Origin of the sequence: Legionella sp. km772 (assembly GCF_003989735.1) — a bacterium.
Taxonomy (GTDB): domain Bacteria; phylum Pseudomonadota; class Gammaproteobacteria; order Legionellales; family Legionellaceae; genus Legionella.
In genome coordinates, this window is record NZ_RZGQ01000058.1 from 1 (window position 1) to 16,749 (window position 16,749).

Sequence of the window (16,749 nt, forward strand, 5' to 3'; positions counted from 1 at the left end):
AAATCAAATAATCACTATAAAGATCAAGCATATCCATTTAATTCCCTCCCTAAAATTAAGGGCGGAATTCTAATGCTTTTTAGTCAAACTACAAGTTTATGTGCGTAACATGAGTTAATAACAAAAAAGCACGCGTACCTCGTTATGCATCCTCTTATAATATAGCCGGTAGTTATGGTCGGGTGTGGATGTTCGTTCCTCCTGATGATGCTGTCAACGAAAATGGACGTCTTGATTTTTGGTATCCGGCGGACTCCTTAACCTCTGCAGAAGTGAAGCAATTAATTCAAACAATTGCCCCTATGGCTACAATGGATGGAATTAATATTCCTGAAAATTTATTTCAACTACTGCAAAAAAGGGAATATAAAGATGTTTTTTCTCCACCCGTTTATTTGAGCTGTGACGCTTTGCTCGCGTGTTTGCAGCGCTTTTATCAGGCCGTGGATGAATTAGCCCGTACTAAAGGGTTTGTTCTAATTGATGTAGCAGTAGGGAAGACTTCTCCTAGTAAATATAAGGCCAAGCATACCGGAACTTTCTTTAATTCTAAGGTGTCTATAGAAGGTAATAGTATAAAGCAGGAAAATACTCCCGTGGGTAATTTTTTAATTCCTGATATGGGGTAAATTGAAGGAGATTCCTAATAATTGGCGAAAATGCACAATAAGCGTTACAATTAGCGCCATTTTATCCTTTGTCGAAGCCTTAATGAAAAAGCATGTTACGATAAAAACGACTGTTCTTTATAAACGTTTATTAGCCTTTGTTAAACCTTTTTGGCCAGTATTGGTTTTAGGTATTGGTGCTAATATCCTTTACTCCGGGATAGACGCGGGTTTTACTTACATGATGATGCCCTTTTTAGACAAAGGACTGATTCATCTAGATATGGCTTTTGTGAAAACTATTCCCTTCATTGTCCTCATTGGTATTACTTTAAGAGGCTTGGTTAGTTCTTTGGGAAGTTATTGCATGACTTGGGTGGCCAGGTCGGTAGTTAAAGTGCTGAGGCAACAAGTATTCGCTCATATTTTACATTTACCTGCTGATTATTACGATGAAGCTACTTCAGGGCAGATGCTTTCTAAAATTTTATATGATGTAGAGCAAGTCGCACAAGTTAGTGCTGACGCCTTAACTGATTTTGTGCAGAATGTTTGTTTGGTGATTGGCTTATTAACCGTCATGATGGTTATTTGCTGGCAACTGTCGTTAATGTTTCTATTAACGGTACCTTTTGTTGGATTTATCGTGAATTACACTAATAAAAGAGTACGCCGGATTAGCCATAAAGTGCAGCAGACCATGGGGGAAGTGACCGAAATTGCGAGCGAGGCAATTGAAGGGTATAAGGTTGTACGTGTTTTTGGTGGCACAGCTTATGAAAAAGAGAAATTTAATCAAGCTACAGAACACTCCCGGCATAACGATATGAAAGTTGCGATAAGCAAGGCCTTGAATGTTTCTGGGGTTCAGACAGTTATTGGTATTGGTATCGCCATGATTATTATGGCTGCTATTCAATTATCGACGTACATTGTGATCACGGCAGGCTCTTTTTTAGCCATTATTGCAGCAATGTTGCAACTCATTAAACCCATGAAGACTTTAACTACTTTGAATGCAACAATACAACGCGGTTTAGCGGGTGCGGAGAGCGTTTTTAATTTATTAGATTTACCCTTAGAAAAAGAAGAGGGGATAGTGTTAGCTGAAAAAGCTCACGGCGAGTTGCACTTTAAAAATTTAAGTTTTGCTTATCGAGAAGGGAAAACTGTATTGCATGATCTTAATTTTGTTATTGAGGCGGGAACTTCTGTGGCTTTAGTGGGGCATTCAGGTAGTGGCAAAACGACTTTAGCTAGCTTATTACCGCGCTTTTATGAGTTTACTGAAGGAGATATCTCTTTAGATAACATCTCAATCAAGCAATTAAATTTAACCAGTTTGCGAGCACAAATGGCTCTTGTCAGCCAGAATGTTACTTTATTCAATGATACTTTAGCTAATAATATTGCTTATGGGCGCCCTGATTTAACTCGCCAACAAATCATTACTGCGGCAAAACAAGCTTATGCAGATGAGTTTATTTCTTTATTACCGCAGGGCTATGATACTCGAATTGGTGAAAATGGGATTTTATTATCCGGTGGCCAACGGCAAAGGATAGCTATTGCCCGTGCCATTTTAAAAGATGCGCCTATTTTAATTCTTGATGAAGCGACTTCAGCCTTAGATTCAGAATCTGAACATTATATTCAAGCAGCCTTAGAGTTGATTATGAAAAATAGGACTACTATTGTCATCGCTCATCGCTTATCGACTATTAAAAATGCTCATAAAATAGTAGTAATGAGCCATGGGCGGATTGTAGAGCAGGGAACACATCAAGAATTAATTGAATTAAATGGCCATTACACCCAATTGTATAATGTCCAGCAATTAGGTATGACTCGTGAAGCAGCGGTGGCTTAATGTCGTGGTTTATTGATAAAGTATGGTATGGTTCAATGCCCTTAATTCAAGGAGTGCTTTATCCTTTCTCTTTGTGCTATAAATTAGCAATGACTGTACGACGCTGGTATTTAGAGCGTTTTTGCCAAACGAGCTGTTCAGTACCCCTTATTGTTATTGGTAATATTAGTGTTGGGGGAGTTGGTAAGACACCTTTAGTCATTGAGTTGGCGCAAAAACTCACTGAAAAAGGTTTAAAAGTTGGTATTGTAAGCCGCGGCTATGGCGCTCGTATTAATCAATTTCCTTATGAAATTCAATTGAAGGATGAGGCAAGCCTTGTCGGTGATGAGCCTTTATTATTAGCGCAAAAAACAGGATGTCCAGTTATTATCGCTCCACAACGAACGGCTGCTGTAAATTATTTATTACAAGAGCACCACAGCCAAATTATTCTGAGTGATGATGGGTTGCAACATTACCGCATGGGCAGGGCAATAGAAATTGCCGTCATTGATGGAACTCGCGGCTTAGGTAATGGTTTTTGTTTACCTGCAGGCCCTTTAAGAGAGCCGCCGAAACGCCTTAAACAAGTTGATTTTATTGTGGTCAATGAAGCTAGGTGGGATGGTGCTTACACTATGCACCTGCAAGCAGAGCCTTTAATTCAGCTAAGCACCTTCAAAACCGTTCAAGTCAATGACCTGCCAAAACAGATAGCAGCAATCGCAGGGATTGGTAATCCACAACGTTTTTATTCCACTTTAAGTAAATTAGATATAAAATTCACCTCGTATTCTTATCCGGATCATTATCAGTTTAAAGCTAATGATCTTAAACAAGGTGCAGATGCTGTTATTATGACAGAAAAAGATGCCATAAAATGCCGTGCTTTTAGCACTGATAAAGTATATTTTTTACCAGTCAGGGCGGTATTAGACGATTCATTCTGGGACGCTTTATGGTCACATCCACAATTACAAGGTTATTGTTAACATGGTACTTACTAGGATTTTAGTTCTTTTATTAACATTAATTCTATCTCTTAGCACCTTACTTTTTGCTGCTGACAGAGCCGATGATTTTATTCTGCAACCTGTTGAACCACTAATTGGAAGTTGGGCTTTTTCGGGTATGGTTAATGATGAAAGTGGTGAGCGTTACGGCTATTTTTTTCAAATGCATCGTCAGGGCGTACAATTTCAAGTCAAAACAGCCTTAATTGATGGACAGACCAACCAATTAAAATTTTTTTATGAAGGCAGTGAGGTCGTTAGTAAATCCTCCCTTTTAAATTGGCATGTTGGTCGTTCATTCATGCGTTATAACCCGATAAACGACAGCTGGATTTTTGGGGTAAAGCTTGAGAATGGCCAAGGTTTTAATTTCAAAGTAGATATGATGAAAGAAACTACCAAGGACAATGAAACATTAATTTTGCGTCCTGGAGTAGAGCTGCAAGCCTTACAAACGAGCCGGTTAAATGGTCATATTAAAACTGATACGGATGGTAAAGAGCAGTTTGTAACCGGTAATAATGCGTGGTTTGGTAAATTATGGTTTAGTAAAAAACAAGATTCGTCTCATGATGTGAGCACTACATTTTGTCGTTTAAGTAATGATAATGGCTTTTATTCTGCGAATTTAAAAGAGGCGGACGCTACGGGTGCTGCTATTGCTGGTTGGCGCGATTCAGCAGGTAAAAAAGTAAAAATGTCACAATTCATTTCGATAAAAAAGCAAGCAAATAATCAATGTTTACTCGATGTTGCTCTGCCTAAACTTAAATTAAATGTTATTAACAGCTTAAAACAGGATGATAAAACCCCTAATTCTGTTGCAGGCTTTTCTAAAGACAATAAAGGGTTTTGTTTCGTTATTGAACAAACCTTCGCTGAACTGAAAGATCTTCCCCTTCCTGCTCCGGTGGCTGTTGGTTAGAAGTAGGTGGGGCGATTTCTTAAAGGGCTCCACCTACAGTGAGAGCCTTCGGGATTAAACCCAACTTGTGTACATATTCCCGTTAGTGCAAACCACTACTAAATCGATTTAAGTTTTATCAGGTAGGATTTGCGACAATAAACTTGCCAAAATTAAGGCAAGAGGAATGATAAATAAAGCCTCTTGATAGTTTGCTAAGCTATAAGGTCCACCATCTGTATTAAACACATCAAGTAAATAGCCTACAAAAGGTTGTAATAAGGGGGCAGATAACATGGCTAAGGTATTAGTAAAGCCTGTGCAGGTTGATAAAGCCTCAGTAGGGGCTAATTCATTCGCTATGGTATAGGCAAGCATGTAGGCCCCACAGCAAAGACCAATAAAGAATAATAGAGTGCCCATTAATAAAACGCTTTGGATGGGTAGGTATAAAACGATCATCATGAGTGTTGCAGTGGATAAACAGGAAAGATGGATAAGCGGCTTACGTTTATGAAAATAGATTGCTAATTTACCAAAGATAGGACAACTTAAGCCGGCGCCTAGTAAAATCATAGAGGTCAGTGTTCCTGCTACCTCTATCGTACAATGAAGTTTTAATTGTAGAAAAGGAACTGCCCATAAAGCACCAAAAACGGTTATCACTGAAAACTCTAAGCCCACAAATAGACCATTGGCCCAAGCCAGTTTATTTTTTAAAATTAAAATTAAATGGTCTTTATATTGCGGAGTTTTATTTTTCGTAGGACGATGATTAGGAATAACCCACCAGCAGAGAAAAGATATTATTAAGCCTAACAGCCCAGCCCCAGCAATAAAATAACGCCAACTAAAATAATCAATAAAGGAGCCCATACCAATCATCCCAATCACGGTGAGGGTGAACCCTAAGGTTTCTGATAAACCAATCATAAACGCGTATTGTTTAATTGGAAAATGTTGGCGTAGTAAATGGGACATCCCGATAAATGCAAAAGCTGAGCCGCCACCAATAACTAAGCGTCCTAGAAACAGTAAAGTAAGACTGTGGCCTGAAGCAAAAATAAAACAACCCACTGCACACAAAGCCGCGTTTAAATATAAAAGTGAGCGGGTATTGTAATTGTCAAATAAAATTCCGACTGGAATTTGTAGGCTCGTATAGACATAATAAAAGGCGCTGCTTAATAAACCGGCGGTAAGTGCGGAAAAATGTTGCTCATGCATAATCGCACCGACAACAATACCTGAGGATAGTTGTAAAAAGAATTGAAATAATAAAAAGGAAATACCAACTAACCAGATAATAATGCTTTTTTTATAAGTTTTTATATTTGTCAAATTGTTTATTTAGTTTTTCTTAAGGGATAGGGAATATATAGCATCCATGCTTTAGTGTAAATTTTTTTCTTCACTTAAAATTCAAGTTTTTTAGCTACTTCACTTAAATGAGGTTCAGTAGCAGTGCTTGAATTTGCTGCAGGAAAAAAATCATAATGGCGCACGGGGTGGAGCCAGTTCCACCATTTTTCCATGTGTTTGACTGCTTGCGAATGCGCAGCCGCATTCCGAATGGGATCCCCCCATCTCTCTCCGGCAGCCCAATATTGCATACGGGTTGGAATAGCATTAAAGGTTTGAAGTGCCTGTGCTGATGCTAAAGACTTAACGACTTCAGCTTGTTCTCCATCGTCTAAATATTGCTGAGTAAAATGAGCCACTTCACTGAGGTTTATCCGGGCTGTAATAAGCTTCATAATGCGTGTGTATTCATCAAGCTCCTCTTGGCTAGGCTTACTGCTGCATTGAGAATAGAACTCGTTTAATAAGCTTACAAAACTTAAGATTGCTTCATCCGTAGCTCTATGCTTGTCCAGCGCTCTCATCTTTGAAAAGTCTATAGCCAATATTTTATTTAATGGTTCAAAATTAAGCATGGTATTTTTAAAACGGTTATTTTGCTTTATTGTAAGGCATAATATCTTTTGTTGATAGAAATAATCGATATAACTTGTGAATTTATAATTAATTACCCGATAATAAACGGAGAAATTAAGGACGAAAAATGAATTTACGGGACTTAAGCTATTTTATTATTCTGGCGGAAACTAAACATTTTGGTGCGGCCGCAAAACGATGTTACGTAAGCCAGCCCACTCTTAGCATGCAAATTAAAAAGCTTGAGGATGATTTAGGTGTTAGTTTATTCGAACGAACTAATAAACAGGTCTTTTTAACGGATCAAGGGACAGCTTTATTACCGTTAGCTAAAAAAATATTAATCCAAGTTAATGAACTAAAAGACGCAGCTCACTATCTTAATGATCCCTTTGCAGGAGATCTGCATTTAGGGGCAATTCCCACGGTTGCTCCTTATTTGCTTCCATTGATTATGCCAACTTTAAAGCAACAATTCCCGCATTTAAAGATCTGGTTAGTTGAAGAACAAACCCAGCGCTTAATTGAAAAATTAGAGGATGGGACCTTAGACGCAGCTATTATGGCCGATCCCATACACCAAGTGTTTACCCGTCAGGCTTTATTCGAGGAAGTTTTTTATTTTGCTTGTTCTAAAAATAATCCCCTGGCTGGTTTAACTTCGATTTCCCTTAATCAGCTAGCCGGGCAGGAATTATTACTACTAGAAGAAGGTCACTGTTTGCGTGAGCAGGCCATGGCGGTATGTCAAATGGCTAAGGCCAATAATAGTATTGCCGATTTTACTGCCACAAGTTTAGAGACCTTACGATTGATGGTTCAGGCTGATATGGGGGTCACCCTATTACCCGCTTTATCGGTTTTAAGTCATTCCTCGGATTTATTATGCTGCATTCCTTTCCTAGAACCCATGCCCTCACGTACTCTTGCTTTATTCTGGCGTACGAGCTCGCCTAAACAACAGTGTTTAGAGGCTATTGTTGAGAAAATTAAAGAGGTAAAACCTAAGAAGCTATAAAGTTCATTTCAGGAGGTTATTCGTGCCTTGGAAGTTGTCTTGCGTTTAAGCTAATGCTTTTGGGGAGAAGTAGGTAATTGATAATTATTCATCAGTGATAAGGACGCACCGTATGAAAAAGCAGCTTGTTTTTGTTTTCTTTTGGATGATTGTTAACAGCGTCACCGCTCAAGCATGGGATGGTTTTTTGGGAAACTGGAACACCACCTTTGGAGTAATGAAGCTAGAAAAGGTGGAAGGAAATCAGCTTAAAGGTGTTTATATGTTAAGCCAGCAATCCTGCCAGATTGAAGGTTATCTTGAAAATCAAGGTAAGAAATTTATTTTTACTTATCGCGAGCCACAAGCCAGTGGTGAAGGCTACTTTGAGCTGGCAGAAAACGGTCTTAGTTTCTCCGGTTTTTGGCGCCAGAAAGGACATAGTGATTGGCAACCTTGGAAAGGGGAGCGCTTTAGTAGTAACCAAAAGAGTTTTAACGGGGTGTGGAAAACGGATTATGGCACTATGCGTTTAATTCAAAATAAGCAGGAAATCGAAGGCGTTTACGATCCTGAACTTCACGCCACTATTCATGGTGTTCTCAGCAATAATCGCTTTAATTTCACCTATCAAGAGCCTAATGCTGAAGGAGAAGGATGGTTTGAATTAACTGAAACCGGAAATCGCTTAAAAGGGGCATGGCGAGAAAAAGGAAGCCAGCAATGGCGCAAATGGGAGGGGTCAAGAATACTTCCTATGCCGGGATTAAAATGGTTAGTTGTGGTGGAGGCACGCTGGGAAACATCGCTGGAGCAAAAAGAGTTTTCGTTTGGCGAGATGCTGAAAAGTTTTTTTGCCCGAATTGCTAATGTTCAAGTTCGTCATCGTTATTTTACCGATAAGAATAGCTTCACTAAATGGGTGCAACAGATTGCTTATCTTCCGGAACCTGTCGTTTTATCAATTGCATCGCACGGCAGTGTTCAAGGAATAACCGTTGGTCAGGAAACTATTACGGGCAACCAAATTAGCCAGGCTTTGCGTTATGCTGCGAATTTAGAGTTATTACATTTTTCAGCGTGTTTGATGATGAAAGAACAGGTGCCGAAAGAAATTCACAATAACATGAGCAATGCAGTACATTTCCCCATTTCTGGGTATAGCACCTCAGTTGATTGGTCCCTAAGCGCCATTATTGAATTTTTATATTTCGACATGATTCTTTCACGGGATATGTCGCCTCAATTAGCGGCTAAAAATTTATTAGAGATTTTGCCTTTGGCTGGAGATAAAGCCTTGCTCAATCAGCCTTTCCCGGCAGCAGGTTTTGTTCTCTTAGAGCCCTAATTTTTTCAGTAGTGTTAATTTATCACTGACCTTTTATTCGTAAATCCAAAAAATAAACACTATGAGATAATATTTACTTAATAAATGTCCTTTATACTAGAGAGTAGTTAAAAATTTTATTAAGGAACTCTCATGGCTTTTACACTTACCTTATTAGGAACTGACACCCAGTTTTCTCCTGACAAAGTGGATGGCGCCTATGATAAAGCTGAGACCTTAAGCTATATCTCCACTCTAATTAACAACACCTCTACCATGCCTATTGATGAGGTAACTCGTTTTCGAAATGAAGATGTAGCTGTTATTGATGGCCCCACTACCTTAGGTACAGAAGTAGGTGATAGGATTGCACGTGGTGTTGCAGCCGTGTTGGAGGCTATAAGTCGCGGTGAAACAGACATCAGTGTGATTGCGCATAGCCGCGGCGCGGTTGAGGCTTTATTAGTTGCCCATGAACTAGAGCGAATTCAAACTCTTTTAAAAGAACCCAGTGGCTTTAAACCTGAACTTTGTAACAGTGTTTGCCCCTATACAAAAGCGGCGATGAATGGCCTTCATAAAGCCTCGTTTGAAGGCTTAAACTGGGCTGAAATCTCAAAGCACATAGGTCAAGCAAAATTATCTATGTTGAATATTGACCCTGTTCCCGGTGGAAACTATGTCGGTATAACTCGGCTTTCTTCTCTTGCTTGGAAAGATCCTCGTTTTTATGAAGTACCAAAAATTGTTAAAGAATACGAGCAATTTGTGTATGAAAATGAGCGCACTCGTTGTTTCAAACCTATTGTCCCCAAATGCGCCTCGAAAGAAACGAAGTTTAAACTGAATAGCTTACCAGGACATCATGGAACGGGTTCAGGAAACTTACTTGATCAGCAACGAGGGGTTAATCCTACTGGCAAACAAACCGGACATGTGCAAGAGTTAGTGGTCGCAAAATTAATTGATTTCTTAACCCGTAATGGGGTGCGTATCACTCCTCGAGCTCTTGAATCTGATCCCTTTGCGCATATAACTTCTGGTTTGTTGCGGGGCGATTTAGGTACTAAAGAAGCACGATTGAAGCAGATTTATTTTGATCTATTTAATAAGATTATGGCTAATAGAGAAGCTTATCAACATTATAATAGAACCTCCTATGCTACTCTTGGCCAAGAGCAAGCCCTGCAAAAGTTAATCTGGAAAATTGTTGATCAACGTATTGTCCATTATCAAGCACATAATGATACTTTTCTTGAGACCATTATTCCTCCGGTCCCAGGTGGGCATTTTTTAAATTATGAACATGCTCGACTGCATTTAAATCAAGAGTTAGATTTAGAAAACGATATACCCTTACATGAAACTATCAATAGAGCGGTTGGTCGCCTACTTAAAATATGCGAACACCATAGCAAATTGAAGGAACTTAAAAAGACTAACCCTCTTGAGCATCTTTCTGTAACCGACTCAATCATCGGTGATAGAATTGCACCTACTTTAGAAACAGCAGAGGGTTTTGCCCTGCTTTTAGATGGGGTTGGTACACTTATTGATGAAGTAAGACAATCTTATCTACAAAACAAATTAGCGACTCATGAACAGGAAGCCGTCTATGCAGCGGTTATTGAGACTTTTAAAGCGTTTGAAGCTTATACGCTAGAACATCCTCACCATGAAATAGCCCAAACTATTTTCGGCACCTTGAAATCAAATTTACAATCTACTGTAACTATGAAACATAAGGTGCTAAAAGATCACTATCTTGAGCTGGCTAGTAGAATGCAAGACAGAAAGCTTCTTAGCGATTTACAAGGCAAGATTCAAACAATTATTGAAAACCTGGAGACTAAAAAATCCGGGGAAAATCCAACTGAAATCCTATTGATAGAGCAGTTAACTGCACTTGCGCGTGACCTTGGGTCTTTGAATGCTGAAAATCCTTCAACCAAGCAAATCACCAAGTTTTTAGAGGGGCGTTTTGAAGCTCTTACTAAGCTTGAGCTAAGCGGCGATTTGGCTAAAGAAAGCCGAGAGTTGGCTGGTTTAATCATCATTGAAGCAGCGGAAGATAACCAGGTTTACCGCGTTAATAATATTATCCGTGAAGTGATTACTTCTTACAATGATTTAGAGAAATTTAGAAAAGCGCTTCCTGGTTTTAAAGAACTTGATAGTTCTCTTGATTATGAGCAACGTGAAATTGAATTAGAAGAGCACCGAGCGCGCGTCGTGCATCTGGCAGCACAATACATCGCTGAACATGAAATCCCTGTAGAGTCTATAGAGATTTTATTTGGCGAAGAAAATAAAGCGCTTTATCAACAAATTACCGGTCTTGCCATTGGTTTTGGGGCCGTTAACCCCTTGGTACTTAATCTTGAAAAGCAACTGCGGGTTATTCAGGAATTAAGTGCTACCCAAGAAGAGCAAGTGGCTGTAATTCTAACCTTGACCTCAAAGCGAGATGAGCAAGCGCGGATGATCGAAACCTTGACTTCTGAGCGAGATGAGCAAGTTCAGATGATCGAACTCCTAACTTCTGAGCGAGATGAGCAAGCGCGGATGATCGAAACCTTAACTTCTGAGCGAGATGAGCAAGCGCGGATGATCGAACTCCTAACTTCTAAGCGAGATGAACAAGCGCAGATGATCGAAACCTTGACCTCTAAGCGAGATGAGCAAGCGCGGATGATCGAAACCTTGACTTCTAAGCGAGATGAGCAAGTTCAGATGATTGAAACCTTGACCTCTAAGCGAGATGAACAAGCGCAGATGATCGAAACCTTGACCTCTAAGCGAGATGAGCAAGCACGGATGATCGAAACCTTGACTTCTGAGCGAGATGAGCAAGTTCGGATGATCGAACTCCTAACTGCTAAGCGAGACGAGCAAGCGCAGATGATAGAAACCTTGACATCTAAGCGAGATGAGCAAGCGCGGATGATCGAAACCTTGACTTCTGAGCGAGATGAGCAAGTTCGGATGATCGAACTCCTAACTGCTAAGCGAGACGAGCAAGCGCAGATGATCGAAACCTTGACCTCTAAGCGAGATGAACAAGCGCGGATGATCGAAACTTTGACTTCTAAGCGAGATGAGCAAGCGCGGATGATCGAAACCTTGACATCTAAAACAGATGAGCAAATTCAGATGATCGAAACCTTGACCTCTAAGCGAGATGAACAAGCACGGATGATCGAAACCTTGACTTCTGAGCGAGATGAGCAAGTTCGGATGATCGAAATCCTGACTTCTAAGCGAGACGAGCAAGCGCAGATGATCGAAACCTTGACATCTAAAACAGATGAGCAAGCGATGATGATCAAAACCCTGACATCTACTCGAGATGAGCAAGTCCAATTGATTCTTGGTATGACCTCTAAGGCAGAAAGTCAAGAGGAATTAATTCGAGAACTAACCACCAATAAACAAGAGCAAGCAGAACTGATTAAAGAATTATCTCATGCTAAACAAAAGCTTACTGATGAGAATGAGGCTTTAGCTCAAAAAGTTGATAAACTTACGGAAGAATTAAATAGGATTAAAGCACAACAAAATGCGAGTACAATTAATGTTAATGATGATCTGGAATTTAAATTTCAAGTCATTGTTAAAAACAAACTTACTCCTTTGACGAAAGACTATCTGTTGCATTTGGCTAAAGAAATAAAAGAAAAAATTGATCCTAATTTAGACATTAGTACTTATTCTAAACTTGCAGCCAATATAGCTGCTATTACTAAATGGCCGGAAAATAAGGAAGCTCAACTTTTAAAACAGAAATTTGAAACAGTGAGTCAATTAAATGATATTTTACATGCTGAGATTAAACCCAGTGCCAAAGTGGAGCAGTTTTATCAACGCTTAAATGAAGCCGATAAAGTATTGTCCGAGCATCGCGATCCAGCATGGAAACGCTATCTCACCAATACAGTGGTTGTTTTAAGTATCATTTTAACGGGAGTTATTCCAGGTTTAGCGGTGCTGTTAAGTGGAAGTACGCCTAAATTTTGGCAATCATCAGGGCAAACTTTCTTCCAAAAAGCCAATAAAGAAATGGAAAATAACAACCCTGAACCTGAAAATGATTTAAGCAGTAAGTTAGGTTAATTTTCGCATAACCCATCTCTTGCTGCAGAGATGGGTTTTATTACAGTAAAGGTATTAGTGCCGGCCAAATATTTTTAAGGATAAGGGGTTGGCCTTCTTCATTTGGATGCAAACCATCATTTTGCATCAGCTTCTCATTGCCTGCTACCCCCTCAAGAAACATTGGCACATAAGCGATTTTGTAGTGTTCGGCAAGAGTTTTAAACGTATTGTTGAATTGGTTCAGATAGGCTGGCCCATAATTGGGGGGGAGATAGGTTCCAAGGATTAATATTTTTGCCTTGGTTTTTTTTACTTGTTCAAGCATCAGCGTGAGATTATCTTTGATTTGATTAATAGCTAATCCTCGTAGTCCATCATTCGCCCCTAATTCAATAATTAGTATATCGGGTTTATACTGTTCTAGAGCATGAGGTAATTTAGCTAAACCGTTACTAGTAGTATCGCCACTGGTGCTTAGGTTAATTATTTTAAATTGTCCTTTGTCTTTTAATTTATCAGCCAAAAGATTAACCCAGCCTTTTTGAGGATCGATACCATAACCTGCGCTTAAGCTGTCCCCAATTACCACAATATTTTTTGCTTGTAATGGTGTTATGATTAATAAAAATAGTATTAAGACGAAATAATGAGGTTTCATGACTATCCTGAATAAAGTGATTAGGCTACAGAATGTTAATTATAGCGTCAAAAGCGCAGATCTCTATTTACCCATACTGACAAACATCACTGTGGAAATCAATGAAGGGGTGACGATTGCCATTACCGGAGCTTCTGGCTCCGGTAAAACCTCGCTCTTAAACTTAATGGCAGGACTTGACCTACCAACTTCTGGACACATCTATTATGATAACCAAGACATCTCTTTACTTAACGAGGATCAACGAGCGCAATTACGTGCTCGGCGGATCGGGTTTATTTTTCAGTCCTTTCAATTGTTACCCAATCTAACTGCTTTAGAAAATGTGGTATTACCTTTAGAAATCTTAGGCCAAGAGCAAGCCCTAGATAAGGCTAAATTCTGGCTTCACAAAGTGGGGCTTGAGCATCGAACTCATCATTATCCTTTACAATTATCAGGAGGGGAGCAGCAGCGCGTTGCGATAGCTCGGGCTTTCGCAGGTTCCCCATCGGTTTTGTTTGCTGATGAACCTACTGGAAATCTTGATAATAAAACCGGAAAAACAATTGCTGATCTCCTTTTTGCCCTAAATGATGAACACCGTACAACTTTAGTCATTGTGACTCACGATGATTCCTTAGCGAAGCGCTGCCAATTGCATTGGCCCTTAGTCGATGGTGCATTAGCATGCTAAATTTCTCTATGTTAAGCAAATCACTCATTAGGGAATGGCGCAGTGGTGAGTTAACCTTGCTGTTTATGGCCTTATTAATTGCTGTGGCTTGTATTAGTGCAATGAACAACTTTACGGATATGGCTAAAAGAGAGTTAGAGCAGGGGGCGGCTCAAGTACTGGGTGCCGATGCGCTCGTAAAAAGTAATAAGCCTATCCCAGCCAGTTGGAAAGAAAAAGCTGACGCCTTAAGAATCACCCATAATACTGCGGTATTATTTCAAAGCATGGTGGAAGGGCAAAATCATTTGCAATTAGCGCAAATTAAAGCTATCTCAACGCCTTATCCTTTACAAGGCAGTTTAAAAATTGCCAAGCAACTTAATGAGGTAGCAGGGGTCACCCGCACTAATGCGCCAGAAGCAGGAACTGTATGGCTTAGTCCTCGCTTTTTTCCCTTGTTATCTACAGATATTGGCAAGACCATCAATATCGGCTCGGCACATTTTAGAATCACAGGAGTGATTAGAGAGGAACCAGGACAAACCGGCGATTGGTTTTCTATTGCACCTAGGCTCATTATGAATGCAGCTGATGTTGAAAAGACCAAAACAATTCAACTAGGCAGCATAGTGACTTACACTTGGTTGCTAAAAGGCTCAAAAGAACAACTCGAGCAATTGCATGATTTTGTCAATAAAGGTTTAAGCCCCCAACAGCAATGGCGAGATAGCCAAAATAATATCCTTACGCTAAGTACTACCATCGAGCGTAGTTTAAATTATTTATATTTTGCTATATTAATGAGCTTAATTCTTGCCGGTGTTGCCATTAGCATGGCTTCTTTGCGCTATTGCCAACGTCATTTAAAACAAGTGGCGCTTTTACGCTGCTTTGGGGCATCTCAAAACCTTATATTGCAATTGTATTTAGGAAATTTAGCGTTGGTAGGCTTAGTGTCCTGTGTTCTTGGCGCATTGATTGGTTATGGTTTGCAACCTTTACTCATTAAATGGTTAGGGGGCTTATTACCTCATGCCAAACAACAGTTCACTCTGGGACCGTTCTTTCTTAGTGTCACCACGGGTTTTATACTATTATTTTGTTTTTCCACTGGCAGTATTTGGAAGTTGCGAAAGGTAAGCGCGATATCCCTTTTTCGTCAGCAACATTTAGTCTGGGGAAACAGCACCTATATAACTTATTTGCTGGCTTTATTATTATTGGGGGGATTGGCTTATTATTATACTTTTTCATTGAAGTTAACCCTAATTGTAATGCTAGGGAGTGTGGCCTTTATCGGTTTAGCCTTGTCCGGGCTTTGGCTATTATTTGGCTCGCTCACCCAATTTAAAATACGTATACCGCTTAATTGGCGTTTCGGCTTTACCAACATTGCACGTAATATGGAGGATAGTGCCTTACAGACCATCGGTATAGGCCTTGCCTTAACAACCATACTTAGTTTAATACTGCTTAAAAATCATTTAATTAACGATTGGCGACAACAATTGCCAGCGCAGACCCCTAATTATTTTATTTTCAATATTGAGCCTGAACAAGAAACCGCGCTTAAAAATTATTTAGAATTGAACCAGGTCAAAACTGCGGCGTTTTATCCTATTTGGCGTGGGCGGTTAACTGATATTAATAATCGATCAGTAAACAGCTTATTTGGAGAACAAGTAAAAAATATAAACGCTTTACAACGAGAGTTGAATCTTTCATGGTCAACTAATTTACCTGAGGGTAATGAGGTCAGCAAAGGTTCGTGGCATGTCCCTGATGCGAACGAAGCGTGGGTATCAGTAGAGCAGGGGGTGGCGGCGCAATTGGGGTTACATTTAGGTGATAACTTACGTTTTCACATCGGGGATCGGGTACTTAACATTAAAGTCAGCAGTTTACGTCAAGTAGATTGGACCTCATTTAAACCGAATTTTTTTATGTTATTTAAACCTGGCTTATTAGATGATATACCTCATACCGTATTGACTAGTTTTTACTTGCCCCCTGAAAAACAGTCAGTATTAATTGAAATTAACAAACAATTTCCCAATGTTTCGATAATTGATATTGCCCAGACCATTAATACAGTACAAGCCGTGGTAGCTAGTGCAGCCAATGCCTTAACTTTAATTAGTTCCTTTGCCTTATTAGTCGGTTTGATTATTGTTACCCTAGCAATTTTGTCCTTAAGCGAGACGAAAACACAAGAAACGCAAGTGTTAAAGATTTTAGGAATGACGCGCCGCACCTTACTATGGATTCGTTCTAGTGAAGCTTTCTTAATTGGCTTATATTCCGGTTTGTTGGCAGCAGTGATGGCCATTTTAATTAATATGATTATCGCTGCCGCCATTTTGAATAGTCCTTACGTTATACCCTGGCTTGTTTTTATAACTGTCCCTCTGTCCACTGCTGTCCTGGTGGTCGCATTAACTTTGGTCATTCAGCAACGACAATATCAAAGGAAATTGCGCTCTTAAGGCTTCCTAAAATTAGAATTAAAAAAAAACATTCATTTTTTAAATTTAAATATTGCCTATTAAATAAATAATTCATATTTAAAAACAATTACTTACTCATGTTACGCACATAAACTTGTAGTTTGACTAAAAAGCATTAGAATTCCGCCCTTAATTTTAGGGAGGGAATTAAATGGATATGCTTGATCTTTATAGTGATTATTTGATTTTCCA

12 protein-coding genes are annotated in these 16,749 nt (G+C 39.5%); 9 read left to right on the forward strand and 3 right to left on the reverse strand.

Going from position 1 to position 16,749, the window contains the following annotated elements; translation table 11 throughout:
• The first annotated feature begins 188 nt into the window (after positions 1-188).
• The 4 genes from ELY15_RS07795 to ELY15_RS07810 all read left to right on the forward strand — a co-directional run bounded on the left by ELY15_RS07795 (position 189) and on the right by ELY15_RS07810 (position 4,398).
• The gene (locus ELY15_RS07795) at positions 189-629 is read left to right on the forward strand and encodes a hypothetical protein (protein ID WP_127099102.1); all 441 of its coding nucleotides are present in this window, start codon (positions 189-191) and stop codon (positions 627-629) included.
• An 82-nt stretch (positions 630-711) separates the two neighbouring features.
• Complete coding sequence (gene msbA, locus ELY15_RS07800) at positions 712-2,478, forward strand: lipid A export permease/ATP-binding protein MsbA (protein WP_127099103.1); 1,767 nt, start codon at positions 712-714, stop codon at positions 2,476-2,478.
• A complete protein-coding gene (lpxK, locus tag ELY15_RS07805; protein WP_127099104.1) occupies positions 2,478-3,452 on the forward strand; it encodes a tetraacyldisaccharide 4'-kinase in 975 nt (324 codons plus the stop codon). Before msbA ends, lpxK begins: the two co-directional genes overlap by 1 nt.
• Before the next feature lies 1 nt (position 3,453).
• Positions 3,454-4,398 carry a hypothetical protein gene (locus tag ELY15_RS07810; RefSeq protein ID WP_127099105.1) on the forward strand — a complete coding sequence of 315 codons (945 nt, stop codon included), beginning with the start codon at positions 3,454-3,456 and terminating at the stop codon, positions 4,396-4,398.
• A 108-nt stretch (positions 4,399-4,506) separates the two neighbouring features.
• Here ELY15_RS07810 and ELY15_RS07815 read toward each other — a convergent pair whose 3' ends face one another.
• Positions 4,507-5,718, reverse strand: a complete 1,212-nt coding sequence (locus ELY15_RS07815; RefSeq protein WP_255411074.1) for an MFS transporter — start codon at positions 5,716-5,718, stop codon at positions 4,507-4,509.
• 74 nt (positions 5,719-5,792) lie between these two features.
• Positions 5,793-6,263 carry a hypothetical protein gene (locus ELY15_RS07820; RefSeq protein ID WP_148111234.1) on the reverse strand — a complete coding sequence of 157 codons (471 nt, stop codon included), beginning with the start codon at positions 6,261-6,263 and terminating at the stop codon, positions 5,793-5,795.
• A 179-nt stretch (positions 6,264-6,442) separates the two neighbouring features.
• Here ELY15_RS07820 and ELY15_RS07825 point away from each other — a divergent pair, with 179 nt between their 5' ends.
• The 3 genes from ELY15_RS07825 (at position 6,443) to ELY15_RS07835 (ending at position 12,752) form a co-directional block, all read left to right on the forward strand.
• Complete coding sequence (locus tag ELY15_RS07825; protein WP_127099107.1) at positions 6,443-7,333, forward strand: LysR substrate-binding domain-containing protein; 891 nt, start codon at positions 6,443-6,445, stop codon at positions 7,331-7,333.
• A 112-nt stretch (positions 7,334-7,445) separates the two neighbouring features.
• Positions 7,446-8,660 (forward strand): hypothetical protein, encoded by a 1,215-nt coding sequence (locus ELY15_RS07830; protein ID WP_127099108.1) that lies wholly within the window; start codon positions 7,446-7,448, stop codon positions 8,658-8,660.
• A 132-nt stretch (positions 8,661-8,792) separates the two neighbouring features.
• Positions 8,793-12,752: a hypothetical protein gene (locus ELY15_RS07835; protein WP_127099109.1), complete on the forward strand. Its 3,960-nt coding sequence runs from the start codon at positions 8,793-8,795 to the stop codon at positions 12,750-12,752.
• 40 nt (positions 12,753-12,792) lie between these two features.
• Here the strand turns inward: ELY15_RS07835 and ELY15_RS07840 are convergent, their stop codons facing one another.
• The gene (locus tag ELY15_RS07840) at positions 12,793-13,392 is read right to left on the reverse strand and encodes an arylesterase (protein WP_127099110.1); all 600 of its coding nucleotides are present in this window, start codon (positions 13,390-13,392) and stop codon (positions 12,793-12,795) included.
• On the opposite strand from ELY15_RS07840, the gene ELY15_RS07845 reads away from it, so the two are divergent.
• Positions 13,391-14,068: an ABC transporter ATP-binding protein gene (locus ELY15_RS07845; protein ID WP_127099111.1), complete on the forward strand. Its 678-nt coding sequence runs from the start codon at positions 13,391-13,393 to the stop codon at positions 14,066-14,068. The genes ELY15_RS07840 and ELY15_RS07845 overlap by 2 nt on opposite strands.
• Complete coding sequence (locus ELY15_RS07850; protein ID WP_127099112.1) at positions 14,062-16,536, forward strand: ABC transporter permease; 2,475 nt, start codon at positions 14,062-14,064, stop codon at positions 16,534-16,536. The genes ELY15_RS07845 and ELY15_RS07850 overlap by 7 nt, the downstream gene beginning before the upstream one ends.
• The last annotated feature ends 213 nt before the right edge of the window (positions 16,537-16,749 follow it).